At 39.5% G+C, this 19,173-nt stretch carries 18 protein-coding genes; 10 read left to right on the top strand and 8 right to left on the bottom strand.

Annotated elements, in window-relative coordinates:
* Positions 1-21 precede the first annotated feature (21 nt).
* Entirely contained in the window at positions 22-225 is a 204-nt protein-coding gene (locus tag ACFWE9_RS13095) for a hypothetical protein (RefSeq protein WP_230158311.1), read from the bottom strand.
* 127 nt (positions 226-352) lie between these two features.
* Between ACFWE9_RS13095 and ytvI the strand changes: the two genes are divergently transcribed.
* Positions 353-1,396 (top strand): sporulation integral membrane protein YtvI, encoded by a 1,044-nt coding sequence (gene ytvI, locus ACFWE9_RS13100; protein WP_230158313.1) that lies wholly within the window; start codon positions 353-355, stop codon positions 1,394-1,396.
* Positions 1,397-1,736: 340 nt separating this feature from the next.
* Here the strand turns inward: ytvI and ACFWE9_RS13105 are convergent, their stop codons facing one another.
* Entirely contained in the window at positions 1,737-3,089 is a 1,353-nt protein-coding gene (locus ACFWE9_RS13105) for a hemolysin family protein (RefSeq protein WP_230158321.1), read from the bottom strand.
* Between the two features lie 599 nt (positions 3,090-3,688).
* Between ACFWE9_RS13105 and ACFWE9_RS13110 the strand changes: the two genes are divergently transcribed.
* The 4 genes from ACFWE9_RS13110 (at position 3,689) to uptA (ending at position 6,152) form a co-directional block, all read left to right on the top strand.
* Positions 3,689-4,270 carry a YitT family protein gene (locus ACFWE9_RS13110; protein ID WP_356714349.1) on the top strand — a complete coding sequence of 194 codons (582 nt, stop codon included), beginning with the start codon at positions 3,689-3,691 and terminating at the stop codon, positions 4,268-4,270.
* A gap of 94 nt (positions 4,271-4,364) precedes the next feature.
* Positions 4,365-5,078 (top strand): FixH family protein, encoded by a 714-nt coding sequence (locus ACFWE9_RS13115; protein ID WP_230158324.1) that lies wholly within the window; start codon positions 4,365-4,367, stop codon positions 5,076-5,078.
* 117 nt (positions 5,079-5,195) lie between these two features.
* Entirely contained in the window at positions 5,196-5,360 is a 165-nt protein-coding gene (locus ACFWE9_RS13120; RefSeq protein WP_230158325.1) for an Lmo0850 family protein, read from the top strand.
* 165 nt (positions 5,361-5,525) lie between these two features.
* On the top strand, positions 5,526-6,152 hold the full coding sequence (gene uptA, locus ACFWE9_RS13125) for an undecaprenyl phosphate transporter UptA (RefSeq protein ID WP_230158736.1): 627 nt from the start codon (positions 5,526-5,528) through the stop codon (positions 6,150-6,152).
* Between the two features lie 56 nt (positions 6,153-6,208).
* Here uptA and ACFWE9_RS13130 read toward each other — a convergent pair whose 3' ends face one another.
* The 3 genes from ACFWE9_RS13130 to ACFWE9_RS13140 form a co-directional block, all read right to left on the bottom strand.
* Positions 6,209-7,540 carry a hemolysin family protein gene (locus ACFWE9_RS13130; RefSeq protein WP_230158327.1) on the bottom strand — a complete coding sequence of 444 codons (1,332 nt, stop codon included), beginning with the start codon at positions 7,538-7,540 and terminating at the stop codon, positions 6,209-6,211.
* A gap of 273 nt (positions 7,541-7,813) precedes the next feature.
* Positions 7,814-8,923, bottom strand: a complete 1,110-nt coding sequence (locus ACFWE9_RS13135) for a histidine kinase N-terminal domain-containing protein (protein ID WP_230158329.1) — start codon at positions 8,921-8,923, stop codon at positions 7,814-7,816.
* A gap of 236 nt (positions 8,924-9,159) precedes the next feature.
* Positions 9,160-10,047 carry a cation diffusion facilitator family transporter gene (locus ACFWE9_RS13140; RefSeq protein WP_230158331.1) on the bottom strand — a complete coding sequence of 296 codons (888 nt, stop codon included), beginning with the start codon at positions 10,045-10,047 and terminating at the stop codon, positions 9,160-9,162.
* A gap of 282 nt (positions 10,048-10,329) precedes the next feature.
* Between ACFWE9_RS13140 and ACFWE9_RS13145 the strand changes: the two genes are divergently transcribed.
* Positions 10,330-10,470 (top strand): hypothetical protein, encoded by a 141-nt coding sequence (locus ACFWE9_RS13145; RefSeq protein ID WP_230158333.1) that lies wholly within the window; start codon positions 10,330-10,332, stop codon positions 10,468-10,470.
* Positions 10,471-10,864: 394 nt separating this feature from the next.
* Here ACFWE9_RS13145 and ACFWE9_RS13150 read toward each other — a convergent pair whose 3' ends face one another.
* Positions 10,865-11,389 (bottom strand): universal stress protein, encoded by a 525-nt coding sequence (locus ACFWE9_RS13150; RefSeq protein WP_230158737.1) that lies wholly within the window; start codon positions 11,387-11,389, stop codon positions 10,865-10,867.
* A 153-nt stretch (positions 11,390-11,542) separates the two neighbouring features.
* Here ACFWE9_RS13150 and ACFWE9_RS13155 point away from each other — a divergent pair, with 153 nt between their 5' ends.
* Positions 11,543-13,576, top strand: a complete 2,034-nt coding sequence (locus ACFWE9_RS13155) for a transglycosylase domain-containing protein (RefSeq protein WP_377357108.1) — start codon at positions 11,543-11,545, stop codon at positions 13,574-13,576.
* A gap of 201 nt (positions 13,577-13,777) precedes the next feature.
* On the opposite strand, the gene ACFWE9_RS13160 is transcribed toward ACFWE9_RS13155, so the two are convergent.
* A complete protein-coding gene (locus tag ACFWE9_RS13160) occupies positions 13,778-14,086 on the bottom strand; it encodes a hypothetical protein (RefSeq protein ID WP_230158337.1) in 309 nt (102 codons plus the stop codon).
* 191 nt (positions 14,087-14,277) lie between these two features.
* On the opposite strand from ACFWE9_RS13160, the gene iadA reads away from it, so the two are divergent.
* Positions 14,278-15,453: a beta-aspartyl-peptidase gene (iadA, locus tag ACFWE9_RS13165; protein WP_377357110.1), complete on the top strand. Its 1,176-nt coding sequence runs from the start codon at positions 14,278-14,280 to the stop codon at positions 15,451-15,453.
* 267 nt (positions 15,454-15,720) lie between these two features.
* Here iadA and ACFWE9_RS13170 read toward each other — a convergent pair whose 3' ends face one another.
* A complete protein-coding gene (locus ACFWE9_RS13170) occupies positions 15,721-16,290 on the bottom strand; it encodes a hypothetical protein (RefSeq protein WP_230158341.1) in 570 nt (189 codons plus the stop codon).
* A 756-nt stretch (positions 16,291-17,046) separates the two neighbouring features.
* Here ACFWE9_RS13170 and pdhA point away from each other — a divergent pair.
* Positions 17,047-18,159 (top strand): pyruvate dehydrogenase (acetyl-transferring) E1 component subunit alpha, encoded by a 1,113-nt coding sequence (pdhA, locus tag ACFWE9_RS13175; protein WP_230158342.1) that lies wholly within the window; start codon positions 17,047-17,049, stop codon positions 18,157-18,159.
* On the top strand, positions 18,159-19,142 hold the full coding sequence (locus ACFWE9_RS13180) for an alpha-ketoacid dehydrogenase subunit beta (RefSeq protein WP_230158344.1): 984 nt from the start codon (positions 18,159-18,161) through the stop codon (positions 19,140-19,142). Before pdhA ends, ACFWE9_RS13180 begins: the two co-directional genes overlap by 1 nt.
* Positions 19,143-19,173: the final 31 nt, after the last annotated feature.

Raw genomic sequence — 19,173 nt, forward strand, 5'->3', positions numbered from 1 at the left:
TCCTAAGGCTGGTTTTTTGTTTTAGAACCTCTCGCTGGTGGAGCGTTGTTTCGTTTCCTTTTTATTTCGTTCTTCTTCTCGCTCATATTTAATTTCGTCAATTGGTAAATCTTCAATTGGCATGACTACTTGATCACGTTCCAGCTGTTTTTCTTGATTTTCTTTGAATGCCTTGGATTTATCATTACGCTCTTCAAGATACTTTTCTTTATCTTTATTATCCAATGTCAATCCCTCCATCTCTTTTTATCTCTTTTTCCCTTAATTGAGAAAATAAAACGTATAAGCGAAATATATGCGGCACCGTTTCATAAATATAAGGAGAACAAGAAGTGCAAGGAGGGTTTGTTCAGTGAATGGTGCTGTCTTTTTCCGCTGGTTTTGGAGGGGTATTTTCCTTTTAGTCCTATTTATCGTCATTCCCTATTCATGGGCGTTGATTTTAGCGTTACTCACTGCCATTCTTTTGGATGGATTAGTCCGCATAATTAGTGAAACGGCAAAGCTGCATCGTCTATGGGCAGTTTTGATTTCATTTGTTTTATATGTAGGCGGGGTTATGAGCATCACTTATTTTTCCCTATCGGTTTTAATCAAGAAAGTCATTGTCTATTCGGAGGAATTTCCTGGCGTCATTCGTGAAATGTATCTGACGGCGATATTGCCGGTCATAAGGCAATGGGAACAATATTCCCAAACGTTGCCGCCCAATCTCATACAGTCCATAGAACAAACGATGGAAAAGGGAGTCAAGGCTTTAGAAGGTTTCACAGAGGGCTTTGTTCAGGATATGGTCCAGCTCGTTACACTTATCCCAGGATTTTTCATTGATTTTTTAATTTATTTAATCGCTTTATTCCTAATTAGTCTGGAATTGCCTAAGTTAAGAAAAAAGGCAGTCCAGTATTTAAAGACATCCACCTATCAAAAGATATCGCTAGTTTATCAAGATTTAAGTATGGCAGCAGTGGGCTTCTTTAAGGCGCAAATCTTGTTAAGTTTAATTACGTTCATCATGGCTTATGGCGGACTAAGGTTGTTGGAGGTAAAATATACAATCCCATTGGCACTGTTAATAGTTGTTGTGGACATTCTTCCAATTTTGGGGACGGGATCTGTACTTGTTCCTTGGGCGGTTATTGTTTGGGCTCAAGGAAACCATCATCTTGGCATTGGTCTGATTATCCTGTTCCTGGTCATTACCATTATAAGAAGGACCATCGAACCAAAAATCTATTCAGCAAATATGGGATTGTCTCCATTGGCATCGTTGGTCAGTCTGTATTTAGGATTTAAAATGGTTGGTTTCCTTGGACTTTTCCTTGGACCTTCGATACTGATCGTTTATGAAACGTTAAAGAAGGCAGGTGTCATCAAATCAAACTTCAAAATATGAAAGATTATTAGAGGTTTTTTGCTTGGTTTCTTAGATTGGACATATCTCTTACTGCTTTACCTTGGCCGTTACAATGATGGCAGTTCCGGGAAAAGAATTGCAGATAACGAGTTTTCCCTTTCCCTTTGCAGTGCTGGCAGATGGTTATAAGTTTCATGATTCCACACTCCTTCATAAAGAATCGCTTTTCTAACAGTATGAAACAATAAAGGTTGAACTATACTACATGTTATCAATCAATCTAAATCGGTGTAATTTTATATGATATGTAGTTTTTTTATTTCATGTACCAACGGGGAAAAAACCCCCGCTCCTAATGTAAGGGGCGGGGGTTTTTTAATCATGAAACGATTTCGGTCTGTGAGATCATTGGAAATTCTTTTACTTCGCTTACGACTTTTGCTGGTTTATATATTTCAATATAACAAATATGGTGATCTTCCATTTCTTTTATCCTAAAGTTATAGGGACCATAAGTCAGGACATCACCTTGTTTGGCCTCGTAATTCTCTGTAAGGATCCAACCGCCCATCGTATCGATATCTTCATCGTTTATATCCAATCCAAGTAAATCATTCACTTCACTGACTAATACCTTAGCATCGATGATATAGTGATCTTCTTTTAATTTGCGGACATCCGGCACTTCATCCAGGTCGAACTCATCGCGGATATCGCCAACGATTTCTTCAAGGATATCTTCAACGGTCACCAAACCTGATGTACCGCCGTATTCATCCATGAGGATAGCCATGTGTATGCGTTCTTTCTGCATTTTTAAAAGTAAATCATGAATCGGGATACTATCAATGACACGTATGATGGGACGGACATATCTGCTGATCGTTGACGCCGTCTGATTGTTCTTGTCTATCATTTCAGTGAATAGCTCTTTGATATTGACCATACCGATAACATGGTCTTTATCACCATCGATGACAGGATAGCGGGTAAAGTTCTCCTCCGCCATAACGGTGAAAAATTGTTGAATCGTATCATCTTTGGATATGGTTGCAATTTCAGTACGCGGAACCATGATTTCTTTTGCAATCCGATCGTCGAATTCAAAAATTTTATTCACATATTTAAACTCTGATTGGTTAATTTCGCCACTTTTGTAGCTTTCTGAAACAATGATGCGAAGCTCTTCTTCTGTATGAGCCAGATCATGTTCGGAAACTGCTTTTAATCCTAGCATTTTTGTAAGCGACCTTGCAGAGCCATTAAGTACCCAGATGAAAGGATACATGACTTTGTTAAAGGCAATTAAAGGTTTCGAAACCAATAATGTTACTTGCTCCGCTTTTTGAATCGCCAATGTTTTCGGTGCCAATTCTCCAACAACGACATGTATGAACGTAATGAAAGAAAAGGCAATTGCAACTGAGAGTACATGTGAAGCCGACTCCGGAAGATTTAATTGATTTAAAAGTGGTCGCAAAATGTTTTCAACTGTCGGTTCCCCGAGGAATCCAAGACCTAAAGCAGTAATGGTAATTCCGAGCTGACAAGTTGAGAGGTATTCATCCAGGTTGGATATGACCTTCCTTGCTGAAAGAGCATTCGGCTTTCCTTCTTCAATTAATTGATCGACCCTCGTGCTTCTCACTTTAACAATCGCAAACTCCGTAGCTACAAAAAATGCTGTTAAAGCAATTAAAATGGCAATAAGAACCAAGTTTATTATGTCCAAATAGTCTCCCTTAACTCGCCTCTGAGACGAATAAGGAGTCCACCTCCTACATTTTTAAAATATACAAGTATATTTTTTTTTGCTTGCAAAATCTTTTCGGGATTCATTCAAATAAGCTGTTTACAAAGATGTTTGAACTCCCAATTTGTTAATAGCTGAAGAGAATAATAGTATATGCCGATTAGCGATGCGCAGACGGGAAAAAGAAGAATTTCTGTATGAAGGAGTACACCCATTTTTCAAAAGTATGCACATGTCCGTTACGCAAAGCAGCGTCCGTCCGTCAAAACGAACATTCTTTAATGTCCCATCAAATCACCTCAATTTAATAAATTTAAATACTTTCATTATAGAAAGAGTTAATGATTCAGTCAAACAGCTTACAGCTCCTTAAATCAGGTAAATAGCTTGTAAAGGATCAATTTGATCTAATAATTAGCGGTTTTTGACTGTTTTCTCTACTTTATTGTATCATGTGAATGAATATTCAGAAAACTATTAGCTTGCTACATAAAAAATTGATTGTTTTCATTATTTTTTGGACTATATAAACATATTCTATAAAATCCGGACAGGTTTTTTATGAAGGTTAAAAGGGGGTGACAGCCATAAAAATTCTGGAAAGGATGGCGGCGATCATTGCCGGCAGCATGCTTGTTGGTGTGGGAATTAATTTTTTCCTGATACCTTATCATTTATTGGATGGGGGCATGATAGGGATTGGGCTGATTTTTCATTACTATATAGGACTTCCAACAGGGCTTGGTGTGATCTTAAGCAGCATTCCATTATATATATATGCTTGGTACTTTGAAAAAAAACTATTTCTGAACAGCTTGCATGGCTTGCTTTTTTCCTCCTTATGCATTGATATATTTTCCGACGCTGTCACAGGGTGGGATCTTCCCATTTTTGTTAGTGCGATAATGGGGGGAGGATTGATTGGACTTGGAATAGGCTTGATGCTTAGGTATGGAACCTCTACTGGCGGAACGGATATGCTCGCGCAGATCCTTTCCAGGAAGAGTGGGCTCAATGTGGGTTTGCTGATTTTTTTCATTGATGGATGCGTTCTGCTTGCCGGACTGAGTGTGGTGGGGACTTCGGTCTTTTTATATTCATTTTTAACGATCATCGCAGTAGCCATGCTGACTTCAGTCACCGTGATGCGAACTGCTTGATGTAATAGCATGTATAAAAATTTGAAAAAAGGGAAGGATGGGCAATATGAAAAGGACGGATTTTTAGTCTAATAAATAGTAAAGGGAAGTTTTTATGAAAAAATTCTATTTGTGTTCTGCGTTGTTATTCATGCTGGCTGGCTGTCAAGAGTCTGAAATGCCAGAGGATAAAGAAGTGAACAGTGCCGTTCCAGAATCCTTGGAAGCATCGATTGTCATTAAGGGAAAATTAAATCCTGGAAAAGAAGTCATTCTTGAAACGACAGTGAAACAAGGAAGCCAATTAGTGAACGAAGCTGATGAGGTACTGTTGGAAGTGAGAAAGTCCGGACAGGACAAACGGGAAATGCTAGAAGCAAAAAATACTGGAAGCGGCATGTATCAAGTGATGCATACTTTTGATGAACAAGGGAAGTATATTGTGGTTGCCCATGTAACGGCCAAAGGCCTTCATGTTATGCCGGAAAAAGAAGTTGTCATCCCAGATCATGAAAGTGAAGGTGCCTCGGCTCATCCGAGTACGGATTTATCAATTGAATTTCAAAGTAACCCTGTTAAGGCAGGAAACAGTTCGAGCTTTGAAGCAACCGTAGAATTGGATGGGAAGCCTCTGACAAATGCAGATGTGAATTTCGAAGTGTGGAAGGAAGGCAGCGAAGAAAGTCATTTCACCAAAGCAAAAGAAGATGGAAATGGCACATACCAAAATAAGGTATCGCTTGATGAATCGGGAACCTATAAGGTGCAGGTACATGTAGAAAAAGACGAAGTGCATGAACATCAACTGGAAACCATACAAGTAAATTGACAAGTGAACCTGTGCAACATGTTTTTTATAGCGGAATTGTGTAAGTAGGTTTTATCTTTACGTAAACTGGGAAGTAAAAGAATAACGATAACGCAGCAGCAGAAAGGGAGGGTAAGCATGAATAACCAAATAATCAACAAGTATAAGAATCTCGGGATTCATATTGAAAAAACGAAATCACGCCAGGAGATTTTCACTAATGTCTCCCAAAATGATTCATCCTTACTCACCATAGCTGCTTTTTCTCAATTCTCCCAAAAAAGGGAGCTAAAAGAATACTGACAAGAATGAGACCGGAGTACATACCAGCTGGTCTTTTTTTCTGTGCATTCGTAACAGGATATGAAGTGAAGAAGGATTTGAAAAATCGAATAGAACGTTATGAGCTGAAATAGGATAAAAGGACAAACATTTTGAAATTAGCGGTAAGGGGAGTCCGATTGCATGATATCACAGCTTATAATGACAATATTGAATTGGTTTGCAGGAATGGGGTATATGGGGATTTTATTGGGGCTGATGGTTGAAGTCATCCCTAGTGAGCTTGTTCTCGGATACGGTGGTTATTTGGTTGGCCTTGGGAAGATGAATTTTTGGGGAGCTGTCCTTGCAGGCGTAGCAGGAGGAACGATCGCACAATTATTTCTCTATTGGGCTGGTTATTATGGCGGACGGCCCTTCCTTTTGAAGTATGGAAAATATGTGTTCATTAAAGAAAATCATATCGTAATGGCTGAAGAATGGTTTCAACGTTATGGGGTAGGAGTGATTTTTACGGCTCGATTCATCCCCGTTGTTCGCCATGCCATTTCCATCCCAGCAGGTATAGCAAGGATGTCCGTATGGAAGTTTATCATTTATACGGTTGCCGCTGTGATACCTTGGACCATTGCGTTTCTAACCTTAGGACGGATCCTCGGAGAGAATTGGCAGCAAATCAAAGAAATTACTGCGCCATATCTAATTCCGGTGGCAGGTTTTTCGTTTGTCCTAATCATGCTTTATATCATATGGAAAAAAAAGAGTCCACCTCCAATCGTAACGGTCAAAAAAATGGGACGGTTTCCAGATTAATGAGAAGACAAAAAACAGCCTCGTAAAAGGACCTTTTACGAGGCTGTTTTTCATTATTATCCTTGGGAAAGGTCCTCTTCCAGAGGAAGCTGAATGACCTTTTTTGTTACCTCGATAGAACGAATGGCGTGATCTTCCATTTCAATCACTTTAAAGCAGAAGCCGTCTTTTTCCATGATGTCCCCAACACTTACATCATAATTTTCCGTAAGGACCCATCCACCTATAGTATCGACATCATCTTCTTCTAAGTGAATGCCAAGTAAATCATTGACTTCCTTTACAAGAAGTTTAGAGTCAAAAATATAGTGTCCATCCTTAACTTTCCTGATGGATGCGACTTCATCGACATCGAATTCATCACGAATTTCCCCAACGATCTCCTCCAGGATATCCTCAACGGTGACAAGGCCTGAAGTTCCGCCGTATTCATCCATCAAAATAGCCATATGAATGCGTTCCTTTTGCATTTTCAACAGCAAATCATGTATGGGTATATTCTCCATTACCCGAATGATCGGGCGAGTGTAGTTTTCAATCGCTTTAAAATGGATTTCCCGATTCTTAATAAGATCCGAGAAAATTTCCTTTAAGTTCACTAAGCCGATGACATGATCTTTATCACCTTCGACAACAGGATATCGAGTGTATTTCTCCAGTTTTGCCATGTCGACGAATTCCTGTACCGTTTCATCTTTAGATATGGTCATGATTTCTGTCCTTGGAACCATGATTTCTTTGGCAACACGGTCATCGAATTCAAAGATGTTGCTTACATATTTAAATTCCGATTGGTTAATCTCCCCGCTTTTATAGCTATCTGAGAGGATAAAGCGCAATTCTTCTTCCGTATGGGCAATTTCGCTTTCAGATGCAGGCTTGAAGCCAAATAATCCGACAACGAAACGAGAAGAGTGATTCAATATCCAGATGAAGGGAAAGGCAATCTTATGGAAAAAAATCAACGGGTTGGCTATAGCCAAGGCCACTTGCTCTGCTTTTTGGATGGCAACGGTCTTTGGAGCCAATTCACCTACAACCACATTCAGGAATGTTATCAGGGAAAATGAAATGACAAATGTAAGAATGCTTGTGAATTCCTGTGGGAAATGCAGGGCATTGAATAAAGGTCCCACCAATTTGAGGACGGTCGGTTGTCCTAGCCACCCCAATCCAAGGGCAGTTACGGTAATTCCAAGCTGTGTGGCGGATAGGTATTCATCAAGATTGGATGTAACCTTCTTGGCCGCAATGGCTTTTTTGTTTCCCTCTTCAATCAATTGATCGATCCTCGAGCTGCGAACCCTTATGATCGAAAATTCAGAAGCTACAAAAAAGGCAGTTAAAGCGATTAAAATAATGATAAATAGAAAACTTAATATGTCCAATTAGTGTGGGACTTAATTGAATCGCCTATTGTACCGAACGACTTAATTTTCCCAGTCACCTCCCAAAACCAATAATGAATGAAATGATGTTATCGTATTAAATGTTAGATGAAAAAATTATTTTGCAGGAAATATCATGATGGTTTTTATTTTCAATCTATAGGGTCATTCACCTCGATTAGTAGTGGAACCTAACTATTAGTATAAGTAAATAGACGTCAATCAGTCAAAAATTTCACACTGAATATCCAAGTAAATAAGGATATTTATCCATTATTTAGTTTTCAATTGAATCGAAAATGTCGTTAGGAAATCCGTTGAGTGACATGATAATGTTCCTTGATGTTTTAAAACGATTTCTTTACAGACGAATAGTCCCAATCCCGTTCCACTTTTTTTTGTGGTGATGAAAGGGTCAAATATATTCGGAAGGACCTCGTCGGGTATCTTCGGACCATTGTTGGAAATATTTAAGGTAAGGATGCCGGGCGGTGATTCAGAGCCAGATATATAGATGGACGGGGATGGCATCCCCCCAACTACATCAAGAGCATTTAAAATGATATTCAGTAAAACTTGGCGGAATTCTTCTTCAGAACCGGAAATTACCGCATCATCGGCAATATTACATGTAATGGAAGCATTTACTTCCAAAATGCTAGGATATAAAAACTCGATCACCTCGTTCACGAGTTTGGAAATGGAAAACAGATCCGGTGGTGATTCTGATGTTTCCTTTTTGGAAATATTAAGGAATTGTGTAATCCGGTAATTGAGCTGATCCAATTCCTTTGAAATGATATCAAGATATTTTATCTCGGGTTGCTCGGCCTGTAACAATTGAATGAATCCCATGATGGATGTAAGTGGATTACGGAATTCATGGACAAAACTTGAGGTCATTTGGCCTAGGAGCGTCAAACGGTCTTTATGGTTTGGGCTTATGAATTGATAGCGTTCTTCAAGTTCCTTCGTTTTCAATTCCGTATAATGGGATGATGCAAAATGAATGAGTTTATCGAAGTAAACGTTTATTTGCTTAATAAGATTAAATACTTCGTCTTTAGATGCCTCGGAATTCAAAACGTGATCAATGATGATGGATCTGCCGATGGTTGCAGTGGAAAAGAAATTTTCCATATTCAACTGCTTATGAACTCGATCAGACGCAATTTTTTCCCCTACGACCCTCAGTACATCTTCTATGCCAGTATCCGATTTTCCAAGCTGATCCATTAGCAGATTAAAAATATTTTCTACTTCTCCTTTGAAGTACCCCATATATTCATCCGGTAAATGCAGCAGCTCATCGTTCCATTTGGAAATGATACTGCTTTTTTGAGAAGATAAAAAGTGAATGGTCATTTCTCGATTAGATACCATTTTGCCCTCCATACTGTAGGAAAATGAATTTACTTATGATCCAGAAATATATTCATTTGAATAAAATTACAAAATATCAAAATAATTACATGATGCTTTTATGATAACAGATTAGTGTTCTTTACACATGTGTCAATTGGATAAATATTCGGCAATCAATCGATAAATCCCTTTTTTTGACACAGTTTTATTACACTTATTACAAGATTAAACATAATAAAAAGGTATCCGTAAAGTTAATGACGGTTACCTTTTGTATGAAATGCATATGGTTCAATGTGAACGATTACATGCTCGATATTATATTCCTTCAAAAGATTCTCCTCGATTTTAATCGTTATATCGTGACCTTGGATGACGGTCAAAAGCGGGTTAACATGAACGGTGGTTTCAAGCAGGATTTCACTCCCATGCATTCGTGCTTTAATTTCACTCATGTCTTTAACACCTTCTGTCAAGATAATGGTTTGTCCGATCTTTTGCAGAAGCTGTTCGTCAAAACCATCGGTTAAAGAGATGGAGGCGTCATGAAAAATGTCCCATGCAGTTTTGCAGATGATGATCCCAACAACTGCAGCAGCTATAGCATCTAACCAAGGGATTCCCAGCTTAGTACCGATAATTCCCATAAATGCACCAACACTGACAAGTGCATCGGAACGATTATCCTGTGCAACGGCGTTGATGGAAGCGCTGTTGATCTTTTTACTTAATGCGATGTTAAAACGATAGATTCCGTACATGAAGATTGCAGAGAAAAGAGCGACATAAGCGGTCAGCATATTGGGAACGGTTGTTGAATCTTGCGTGAAGAAGGATTCGATAGCACTGAATATTACCTGCAGGCCCACGGTTATCATGATGAAGGCAGCTACCAGCGAGGCTACGGTTTCCGCTCGCAAATGCCCATATGAATGATTATCATCAGGCGGTCTCTTTGAGATTTTCAAGCCAATCAATACGGCTACTGAAGCGATAATGTCGGTCGTATTATTTAAGCCATCCGCCCAAAGTCCTTTAGAATCGCCAAAATAACCAATAGACAATTTAAGGGCAGACAAGAATATGTAAGCGGCAATGCTTATGTAGGCGCCTTTTTCAGCTGAAATCGAATGTTTATCCATGTCTATTCCCTCCCAAGTGTAAAAAAGCTCAATAAGATACCAAAACAAACCTTAGTGAGTCTAAAGAAAAATTATCGTATTTAGCCATCTAACTTGATTATGATGGGTGTATTGAAGGCCTATAGAGAAGTTGATTAAAAGAGAAAATTTGGCAATAAGGTTCATTTATAGAAACTAGTAATATATTCTAACCGAGGATCGATTTTTAATACTTCCACAAGAAGAGCCAAAAAGTGAGCTTAGACCCCGTTAGTACGAGCACAGGGATGGGATGTGGTTTGGATGCGAGCATTACTGGACACAATATCGGGTGCCGCATTTTGTTTTGCGCTAATTGCGGAAGGGGAACTAATGGACACATTTTGGATTATTCCTTGGCCTTTTTATAGCGGTACAGCATCGATGAAGGTAAAGGTTCATTGATTATTATCTTGCCTTTTCGGTGGTGGGGCTATCCGAGTATTCATGAATATGTTTGGCAATGACTCTTAAAGAGGAAAAGCGTTTCAAAACAAAGCTGCATGGAATTGGCAAATTGGCAACATGTTTGTGGGGCGTTTTCTGAGGTTTCTTTGTCATGTCAACATATCTGGAATCGTGTCATTGGTTCTTCTGCTCCAACAGGCAGTCAGTAGCGCTTTATTCGTTCATTGTTAATGGGACTTTAATGCCGATCAGTTTAATTATTCGCGGTGTTGATATATACCGCTGTTTCAATGGAAGTAAAAAAAGCGTAAGAAAGACCGAATTCATAAAGGAATCCAGTCTTTTTCGAAGGATGATCATATAGAACATAAAGGTTGAACTGGCTCCATTTTCATTTTGCAATGAATACTGAGCAGTGGGCGTTTTTGGCAATGGAACTACTTGTACTGCCAAGAAAGAATTTTTCCAACCCGCTTTTAGCGCTATTACCAACAACGATGATGTCAGCCGCGTTTCTTTGAGCATAGTCACATATGCTATCAGGCGCATGACCTTCCAATATTTCGAATTTCCCCTTTACTTGACATTCACTTAGCAGTCTCAACGTATTGCTTTCTGCATTTTGAACACTATTCTCGACGGCGGAAAGGTGATCATTTACTTTTTGATGTTCTGGTTGTTCAACTTCTACGACAGGGTGTGTTTGGACGGGGGCTACATAAAATCCTGCGGAAGGTACGAATCCCGGAGCCGATGCGTTTCCAATGATATGCTGTTCCACCTTATTATTCAGGACATGAACTACGGTCAGCTCAGCACCAGGAAAGGCCTTTTTCAATGTTGCTCCGTATTCAACGGCACGCTTACTCTCTTCGTTTCCATCAAAAGCGACGACAATATGTTTTAAGTCCTTCATCAATATCATCTCTCCCCATTTTATAATGTCTTTAAATGTGTTATACCCACTTTTAAATGGCTTAACGCCTGTTTATCTGGAAAAGGCGAATTTAGCTATTGTCTTTTATACATTCGAGGAGTTTTCTTTAATAAAAAGGGTAAAATATTTTTAATGAAATATGTCGCAGATGGGAAAATGGGGGTACAAATGAGAGGGTTAATGAAATTAAGTCTAATTATAATATTGGCGGTGGTGGTTTTAGGCGCCGGTTTACTATTTTATTTCAGGCAGGGTGCCGACATAAGCCAGCTTCAAAATCATCTTCAGCAACCGACGGGAATCTATGATCTTGATGGGAATCTTGCCAGCACAGTAACAGCAAATAAATCCGAAGGTGTTACGATAGATGAAATACCGGAACATATGAAACAAGCGGTGGTTTCAATTGAGGATCACCGTTTTTATGAACATCATGGCATAGATTACCAAGGGATCTTGCGAGCTTTGGTTAAAAATGCGAAGGCCGGAAGTGTTGTTGAGGGAGGGAGCACGCTTACCCAGCAGCTTGTGAAAATTACGATGCTGGAATCTAATCGAACAATGAAAAGGAAGATAGAAGAGTTTTTTCTAGCCCAAGAAGTTGAAAATGAATATACAAAAGATGAAATTCTCGAAATGTATTTGAATCAAGTTTATTTCGGCCATGGAGCATGGGGCATCAAAAAGGCAGCAAATATTTATTTTTCCAAAGAGGTATCCGAATTGACAATTTCCGAGGGAGCCTTACTGGCGGGTGTCATTAACCTGCCATCCAAACTTGATCCTTACAAGAATTTGGATGGGGCATTGAAGCGACGTGATTTAGTGCTCTCAAGAATGGCTGAACATGGTTATTTGACGAAAGACGAAGAAGCTGCCGCCAAAAAAGATACGGTGACGCTCCTTATGGGAGAGAAGGAAACTGATCCATTAAAAGGAAAGTACCCTTATTTTGTCGATCATGTTTTATCGGAAGCATCCAGCAAATATGGAATAAAGCTTGAGGATCTTCTTACAAAGGGATATAAAATATATACGACACTGGACCAACCTATGCAGCAAGCTACAGAATCCGTGTATGCGAATCCTGCCAATTTTCCAGTTGGAACGAGTACAGAAGAAATCGTTCAAAGTGGGTCAGTCCTTCTTGATCCGAAAACAGGCGGAATAAAAGCGCTCGTCGGCGGGAGAGGGGAGCATCAATTCATGGGATATAATCGGGCAACCCAACTGACAAGATCTCCAGGTTCATCCATTAAACCGCTTGTCGTTTACACACCGGCGGTTGAGGAGGGGTACGATATCACAGCCCCATTAAAGGATGAAAAAATGAGCTTTGGGGAATATGAGCCAACAAACCTGAGCGGAGTGTATAAAGGGGAAGTTCCTATGTACGAAGCGGTGATGAATTCCCTGAATGTGCCAACTGTTTGGCTGTTGAATGAAATTGGCATCGATAAGGGGCTTGATTCACTAAAGCGGTTTGGGATCCCTTATGACAAGAATGACCGAAACCTGTCGGTTGCTTTAGGCGGGATGAGGAAAGGGGTGTCACCGCTGCAAATGGCAGGAGCCTTTTCAGCATTTGCCAACAGTGGCGAACGGATGCAGACGCATGCCATTGTAAAAATAGAAAATAACGATGGAAAAGAGGTAGCCTTCTTTAAAGAGAAACGCACCAAGGTAACCTCTAAAGGCGTTGTCGACAAAATGAATGCCATGCTGCTTGGAACTGTGGAATATGGCACAGGGGAAAATGCGGCTGTTTCCGGATACGAAGTAGCAGGTAAAACAGGGTCCACACAAGTTCCCATAGAAGGAATATCAGGGGTTAAAGATCAATGGTTCGTCGGTTATACACCTTCATTGGTCGGTGCTGTTTGGGCTGGGTATGATAAGACGGATGCAAAACATTATTTAACGACACATAGTAGTCAGGGAAGTGCACTCATCTTTCAAAAAATAATGGCGAGAGCTTTACAGAATCAAGCTTCTCAATCGTTTAATACACAAGACATCGGACAGCTTATAGCTGAACAAGAGGCACTTATAGCAAAACAACAGGCAAAAGAAGAAGGCGCGCAAAGTAAGCAATATTGGATTGATAAAGGAAATGAAATTCGAAAAGGGTTGCATAAATGGAAGGACTGGGAGTTACCGTGGTAGTTTAATTTAAAATGGAGAATGGATCAGATGCACTTCCCCATCCAATTCAGCACAAAAAAAGACTGTCAAGCCTTTGACAGTCTTTCCACATTCATTAAAAAATAAAATTTACGATTATGCCGATAACGACGATTGCGCCAATCACCATTAAAATGGTTCTCATTGTATACACCCTCTTTGTTTATTCGTAGTTGTCATCATTTAAATGTTAACGGTTTGATTTGTTTGATAACCAAATGCACCTTCATCATTTTCTTTACAAATATCCTGTACTTTTTCGAGCATGGCATGTACATTCTCGCCTTCAAGGATGACTTTCATGGTTGCACACTCTTGAAGAATGAGTACAAAAGATACAAATGTCGAAAGTTTCTTGGCATCCACCAATTTATGGTTGCAGATAAAATATATATTTCCTTTAAATTCTTTTGTAACTTGATATAAGTTCATGATTTGACGCATGGATAACGTTTTATTTGTTTTAATATCAGAAGAAATTACTTTATTCATGTCGTTAGCTCCTTTAGTTTTTATACTTTCGAAAAGCATAATCAAGATGTCAGTTCGGCTACAACTTGTAAATCGAACAAGTATGTTTTGTTTTATTTATGTAATTGTTAGCGAGTCATGTTGTATATTTACCCATGTAAAAGACTTTGAAACCTATTTGAACATTTCAATTCATGAAGGGAGAAGGAACAATGCTTACACTTATAAAAAATGGGGAGATTTATGGTCCGGAATATATGGGTCAAAAAGATATCCTCTTGGTTGGAAAGCAAATTGGGTTCATTAAGGACACGATTGATGTACCTGCCAACTTCGTTGAATTGGAAGTGATTGATGCGAGGGGGCAAATCGTAGTTCCGGGCTTTATAGATGCTCACGTACATATTATAGGCGGAGGTGGGGAAGGTGGCTTTAAAACGAGGACACCTGAAATCCAATTAACAGATGCCACTCTAGCAGGTATAACGACATTAGTCGGGGTCATCGGGACAGATGGAACGACAAGGACGATGCTAGCACTGTTAGCTAAAGCAAGATCGCTTGAAGAAGAAGGGATTAGCTGCTTCGTTCAGACTGGTTCATATCAAGTTCCAGTCAAGACGTTAACAGGAAAGATTGAAGATGATTTGATTCTTGTGGATAAAATTATCGGTGTGGGCGAAATTGCCATTGCCGATCATCGTTCATCGCAGCCGACAGCGGCTGAACTTGCTAAGCTAGCCTCACAGGCACGTAATGGAGGGCTGTTATCAGGAAAAAGCGGTGTCGTGAACATTCATGTGGGTGACAGTCAAAATCATTTGCAGGTAATTGAAGATGTAGTCGAAACAACGGAAATACCGATTACACAGTTTTACCCCACACATATAAATCGAAATCCTCATTTATTCAGTGCAGGGCTAGTATTTGCAAAAAAAGGGGGGTATATTGATTTTACGACGAGCACGATCAGAAAATTTCTTGAAGAAGGGGAAGTGAAAGCAAGTACAGCAATCAAAAGGGCACTTGAAGAAGGTGTTGATATCAGGCAGATCACTTTAACTTCAGATGGACAAGCCAGCTTGCCTGATTTCGATGGCAACGGGAACCTGCGCGGTTTGAACATTGGTACATGCATGTCTTTATATGATTCTGTTGTAGATGCGATTCTCGAGGATGGAGTGACAATTGCCGATGCCATACGAGTTGTGACGGAAAATCCTGCGAGTATTTTAAAACTTGAAAAAAAGGGACGGCTAGAGGTAGGAAGGGACGCCGATATCATCATAATGAAGCAGCCAACGTTAGAAATAGATTGCGTAATCGCGATGGGCCAAATCATGGTCAAAGGTGGTGAAGCGGTTGTGAAAGGAACATTTGAAAAATAGATTTTTCTCATATTGTAAGTGGAAAAAAGGTAATGAAGTTCTTTTAGTAAGATAAGACCATGATGCGGAATATGGTCGGTGCCGTTTCAGAGTCCCGTAATTCTCAATAAGAAATAAAAAAAGACTCATTATTATAATATCGAATTCCCTTCTGGGGAATAAATCAATCAAAGTCACAATAATTTAACACCTAAAAAGCATCGGTTCCATCACCGATGCTTTACTGTTTTTATTTGTTTTTAATCAATTTAAATAGCAAAGTTTTAACTATTTCTTTTTTAAGTTAAATCGAGTTATTTCTTTACCATCTATAATTACTATTAGCGAAGCATCTAAAGCATTATCCTTAAGTTTTTTTAACTTCTCGTTTGATGGAACTCTTAGAGGAACTTGAGGGTTTTCTTCACTTACACCCAAATCGAAAGTGAAAATGTATTTCCCATTTTTATTGGGCTGGATTTCCCCATAAAAAGAATTTCCATAGCCTACACCCGTTCCAACATATGAAGAGGGTTTAAAAATATTAAAACCCACTGTTTCTTTGGAGATAGCCACTAATTTATCATTTGGTTCCATTTTTACTTGTAATCCCTTATCACCCATTCCCCCCCTTTTTTTATTGCCGTTATTTTTAATTTCAAATTCATAATATAACGTCGTCGGTACAAGCTCCTGCCCCTTTTTATCACCTTCCGTTATACCAATTGCACCAACCTTGCTCTTATCATTGACAATATCAACTCTTGAACTTACTAGTTCTAAAGATGGTTTAGTCGAGCAAGCCGTTAAAAGAGCAAAAAATAAAAGTAAGCCCATAAGCATAAAAAACCGTTTCATTTTGAATTCCCCTTTTAATCCAACTATCCTTATATTTTATCATAATATTTCCATATTTTAGAAAATATCCTAATTACAATAGATCCCCAATTTCCTTTGGCTGCATTTTTTAGCATATATTTCAGATATGCTTAAGTAAGAACAGCATATCTATAAAATCATAAACAAACACGCACAGAATACCTGTGTACAATATCTATTGTAAGAGTATATTTTTATCCGAAAATTAATCCTATTTTTGATGCTTTTATTGTGAAATTGGCTCTAAATCAATAAAAAATGACCTATCTGATTTTGTGATTCATATGCATTTTGATTGTTGTGTCCCTATCAAGGGAACCGGTTATTTTTTGGTTCGATCCAGGTTTCGGATGATGAAAGGGAGATACTTATTTCATTCATTGGGGCACCCCCAGGGTAAATGTGATTAGCAGCAATCAAACTATATCCAATATTTTTTAGTCAATTATATGATTTTATTTAAAATTTTCCTATTGATGGGGCCTGTTTTCAAAATGAAGGCGAAGTATAAGGAAACATATTCAAAATAAAGGAAATATGCAAAAAATTCATTCTAATTAACATATTATTAAAATCTTGGATGTATTATCCTTTTATATAAGGAAATGTAGTTTATGAAACAGCATTCATTCACAGACATAATAGACCAACGAAAAATTTTTGGGCTGTTATTTCATGACTGTTAAAATCCTCGGTAAGTTTGCGAAACAAATCTATCTTAAGGGGAGAAATGAAATGGAAAAGACGGGAAACCCAATAATGAAAGCGCATTCAAGTGGAGTTGAACCGGAAATGTTTCAAGTATTGACTCCTGAAGGAGAAATCGTTGAAACGATTGATCCGAAAATCGATAAATCACTGATGTTAAAAATGTATGAGAGCATGCTTTTGCTCAGAACATTTGACCGTAAATCAATTAATCTTCAGCGTCAGGGGAGAATGGGAACTTATGCACCTTTCGAAGGACAGGAAGCATCACAAGTAGGTAGCGCTTTAGCTTTGTCGGCAGGAGATTGGATGTTTCCCACATACCGTGATCATGGAGCGGCAATCATTCATGGGCAGGAGCTGTATCGTGTTTTCCTATACTGGATGGCGCATTTTGAGGGTTCAATATGTCCTGAAGGAAAAAGAATAATGCCACCTAGTGTTCCCATTGCCACACAAATGGTTCATGCGGTAGGAACGGCTTGGGCAAGTAAGTTAAAAGGGGAAAAGAATGTAAGCATTGCTTATTTTGGCGATGGTGCCACTTCAGAAGGGGACTTTCATGAGGCTCTGAATTTTGCAGGCGTTTATAAAACCCCAACTATCTTTTTCTGTCAAAATAATGGCTACGCGATCAGTGTGCCTTTTAATAAACAATCAGCATCCAAAACGATATCCCAGCGGGCGGCTGCTTATGACATCCCTGGGGTTCGAGTGGATGGAAATGATATCTTCGCAGTTTGGCTGACTGTAAAGGAAGCTGTCGAAAGAGCGCTAAAAGGTGAAGGACCTACTTTAATTGAAGCCATTACCTTTCGATATGGTGCCCACACTACTGCTGACAATCCGGCCATATATCGTGAGCAGGACGAAATATCAACATTCTGGAGGGAAAACCGCGATCCGATTACCCGACTTAAAAAGTTTTTGATAAAAGAGGGTTACTGGAATGATGAGCAGGAAGAAATGGTGTTAAAACAGTTCAACGAACAGATTGATGCTCACCTCCAAAAAGCGGAAGCTTATCCGAAATCCAACCCGCTCGAAATGTTTAACCATGTATATGCAAATGAGTCGTGGCATCTAAAGGAACAACAGCAGGAGTTGGAACAAATCTTAAAGAAAGGTGTGAATAAATAATGGGCAAAAGTTTAACGATGCTCCAGGCTATTACGGAAGCGATGGACCAGAAGCTTGGTCAGGATGATCGCGTGATGATCATGGGCGAGGATATTGGAGTGAATGGCGGAGTTTTCCGAGCGACGGAAGGACTTTATGAAAAGCATGGGAAAGATCGAGTTGTGGATACACCATTGGCTGAGTCTGGAATCATCGGATCTGCCATTGGTTTAGCCCTTAATGGAATGTTACCGATAGTGGAAATTCAATTTCTCGCCTTTATTTACCCAGGATTCGAGCAGCTCGTATCCCATGCTGCCCGTATGAGATACCGAACGCGTGGGCAATTTGGGGTGCCCCTCGTAATCCGTACGCCATATGGTGCCGGGATCAGAGGTCCTGAGCTACACTCCGAAAGTGTTGAAACCTTTTTTGCCCATACTCCAGGATTAAAGGTGGTTGCGCCTAGTAATCCATATGACGCAAAAGGGCTCCTCATTTCTGCGATTGAAGATCCTGATCCGGTAGTCTTTTTGGAACCTACTAAATTGTATCGGGCTTTTAAGGAAGAAGTTCCCGAAGAAATGTACCGAATACCGATTGGTCAGGCAAAAGTGGTCCAGGAGGGAAGCGACCTGACCATTTTTGCCTGGGGGGCTATGTTAAGGGAGGCGTTGAACGCCGCGAAAAAGATCGAAAACGAAAAAGGCTGGAAGTGTGAAGTGGTCGATCTTCGAACTTTATACCCTCTAGATCGGGATACGATCGTACAATCCATTAAAAAGACCGGGCGTGCATTAATCGTCCATGAAGCCCATAAAACTGCTGGATTAGGTGCGGAGATTATCTCCATCATTAATGATGAAGCTCTTATTTACCTGAAAGCGCCGATTAAGCGTGTCACTGGATTTGATGTTCCGGTACCGCCGTTTTCTATAGAAGATCATTATCTACCGACTGTTGAACGTGTAAAACAAGGGATAACGGACACGATTACATTCTAAATGATGATATTAAGGGAGAAGGAGGAAGACG

This window comes from Peribacillus sp. NPDC060253, from assembly GCF_042727425.1.
Lineage (GTDB): Bacteria > Bacillota > Bacilli > Bacillales > DSM-1321 > Peribacillus.

Excerpts from the sequence above, each read along its gene's own strand:
- ACFWE9_RS13160 (WP_230158337.1), bottom strand. The coding sequence starts at position 14,086 with ATGAATAAAGTAATTTCTTCTGATATTAAAACAAATAAAACGTTATCC.
- ACFWE9_RS13140 (WP_230158331.1), bottom strand. The coding sequence starts at position 10,047 with ATGGATAAACATTCGATTTCAGCTGAAAAAGGCGCCTACATAAGCATT.
- iadA (WP_377357110.1), top strand. The coding sequence starts at position 14,278 with ATGCTTACACTTATAAAAAATGGGGAGATTTATGGTCCGGAATATATG.
- ACFWE9_RS13145 (WP_230158333.1), top strand. The coding sequence starts at position 10,330 with ATGCGAGCATTACTGGACACAATATCGGGTGCCGCATTTTGTTTTGCG.
- pdhA (WP_230158342.1), top strand. The coding sequence starts at position 17,047 with ATGGAAAAGACGGGAAACCCAATAATGAAAGCGCATTCAAGTGGAGTT.
- ACFWE9_RS13120 (WP_230158325.1), top strand. The coding sequence starts at position 5,196 with ATGAATAACCAAATAATCAACAAGTATAAGAATCTCGGGATTCATATT.
- ACFWE9_RS13150 (WP_230158737.1), bottom strand. The coding sequence starts at position 11,389 with ATGAAGGACTTAAAACATATTGTCGTCGCTTTTGATGGAAACGAAGAG.
- ACFWE9_RS13135 (WP_230158329.1), bottom strand. The coding sequence starts at position 8,923 with ATGGTATCTAATCGAGAAATGACCATTCACTTTTTATCTTCTCAAAAA.
- ACFWE9_RS13115 (WP_230158324.1), top strand. The coding sequence starts at position 4,365 with ATGAAAAAATTCTATTTGTGTTCTGCGTTGTTATTCATGCTGGCTGGC.
- ACFWE9_RS13170 (WP_230158341.1), bottom strand. The coding sequence starts at position 16,290 with ATGAAACGGTTTTTTATGCTTATGGGCTTACTTTTATTTTTTGCTCTT.
- ACFWE9_RS13180 (WP_230158344.1), top strand. The coding sequence starts at position 18,159 with ATGGGCAAAAGTTTAACGATGCTCCAGGCTATTACGGAAGCGATGGAC.
- ACFWE9_RS13155 (WP_377357108.1), top strand. The coding sequence starts at position 11,543 with ATGAAATATGTCGCAGATGGGAAAATGGGGGTACAAATGAGAGGGTTA.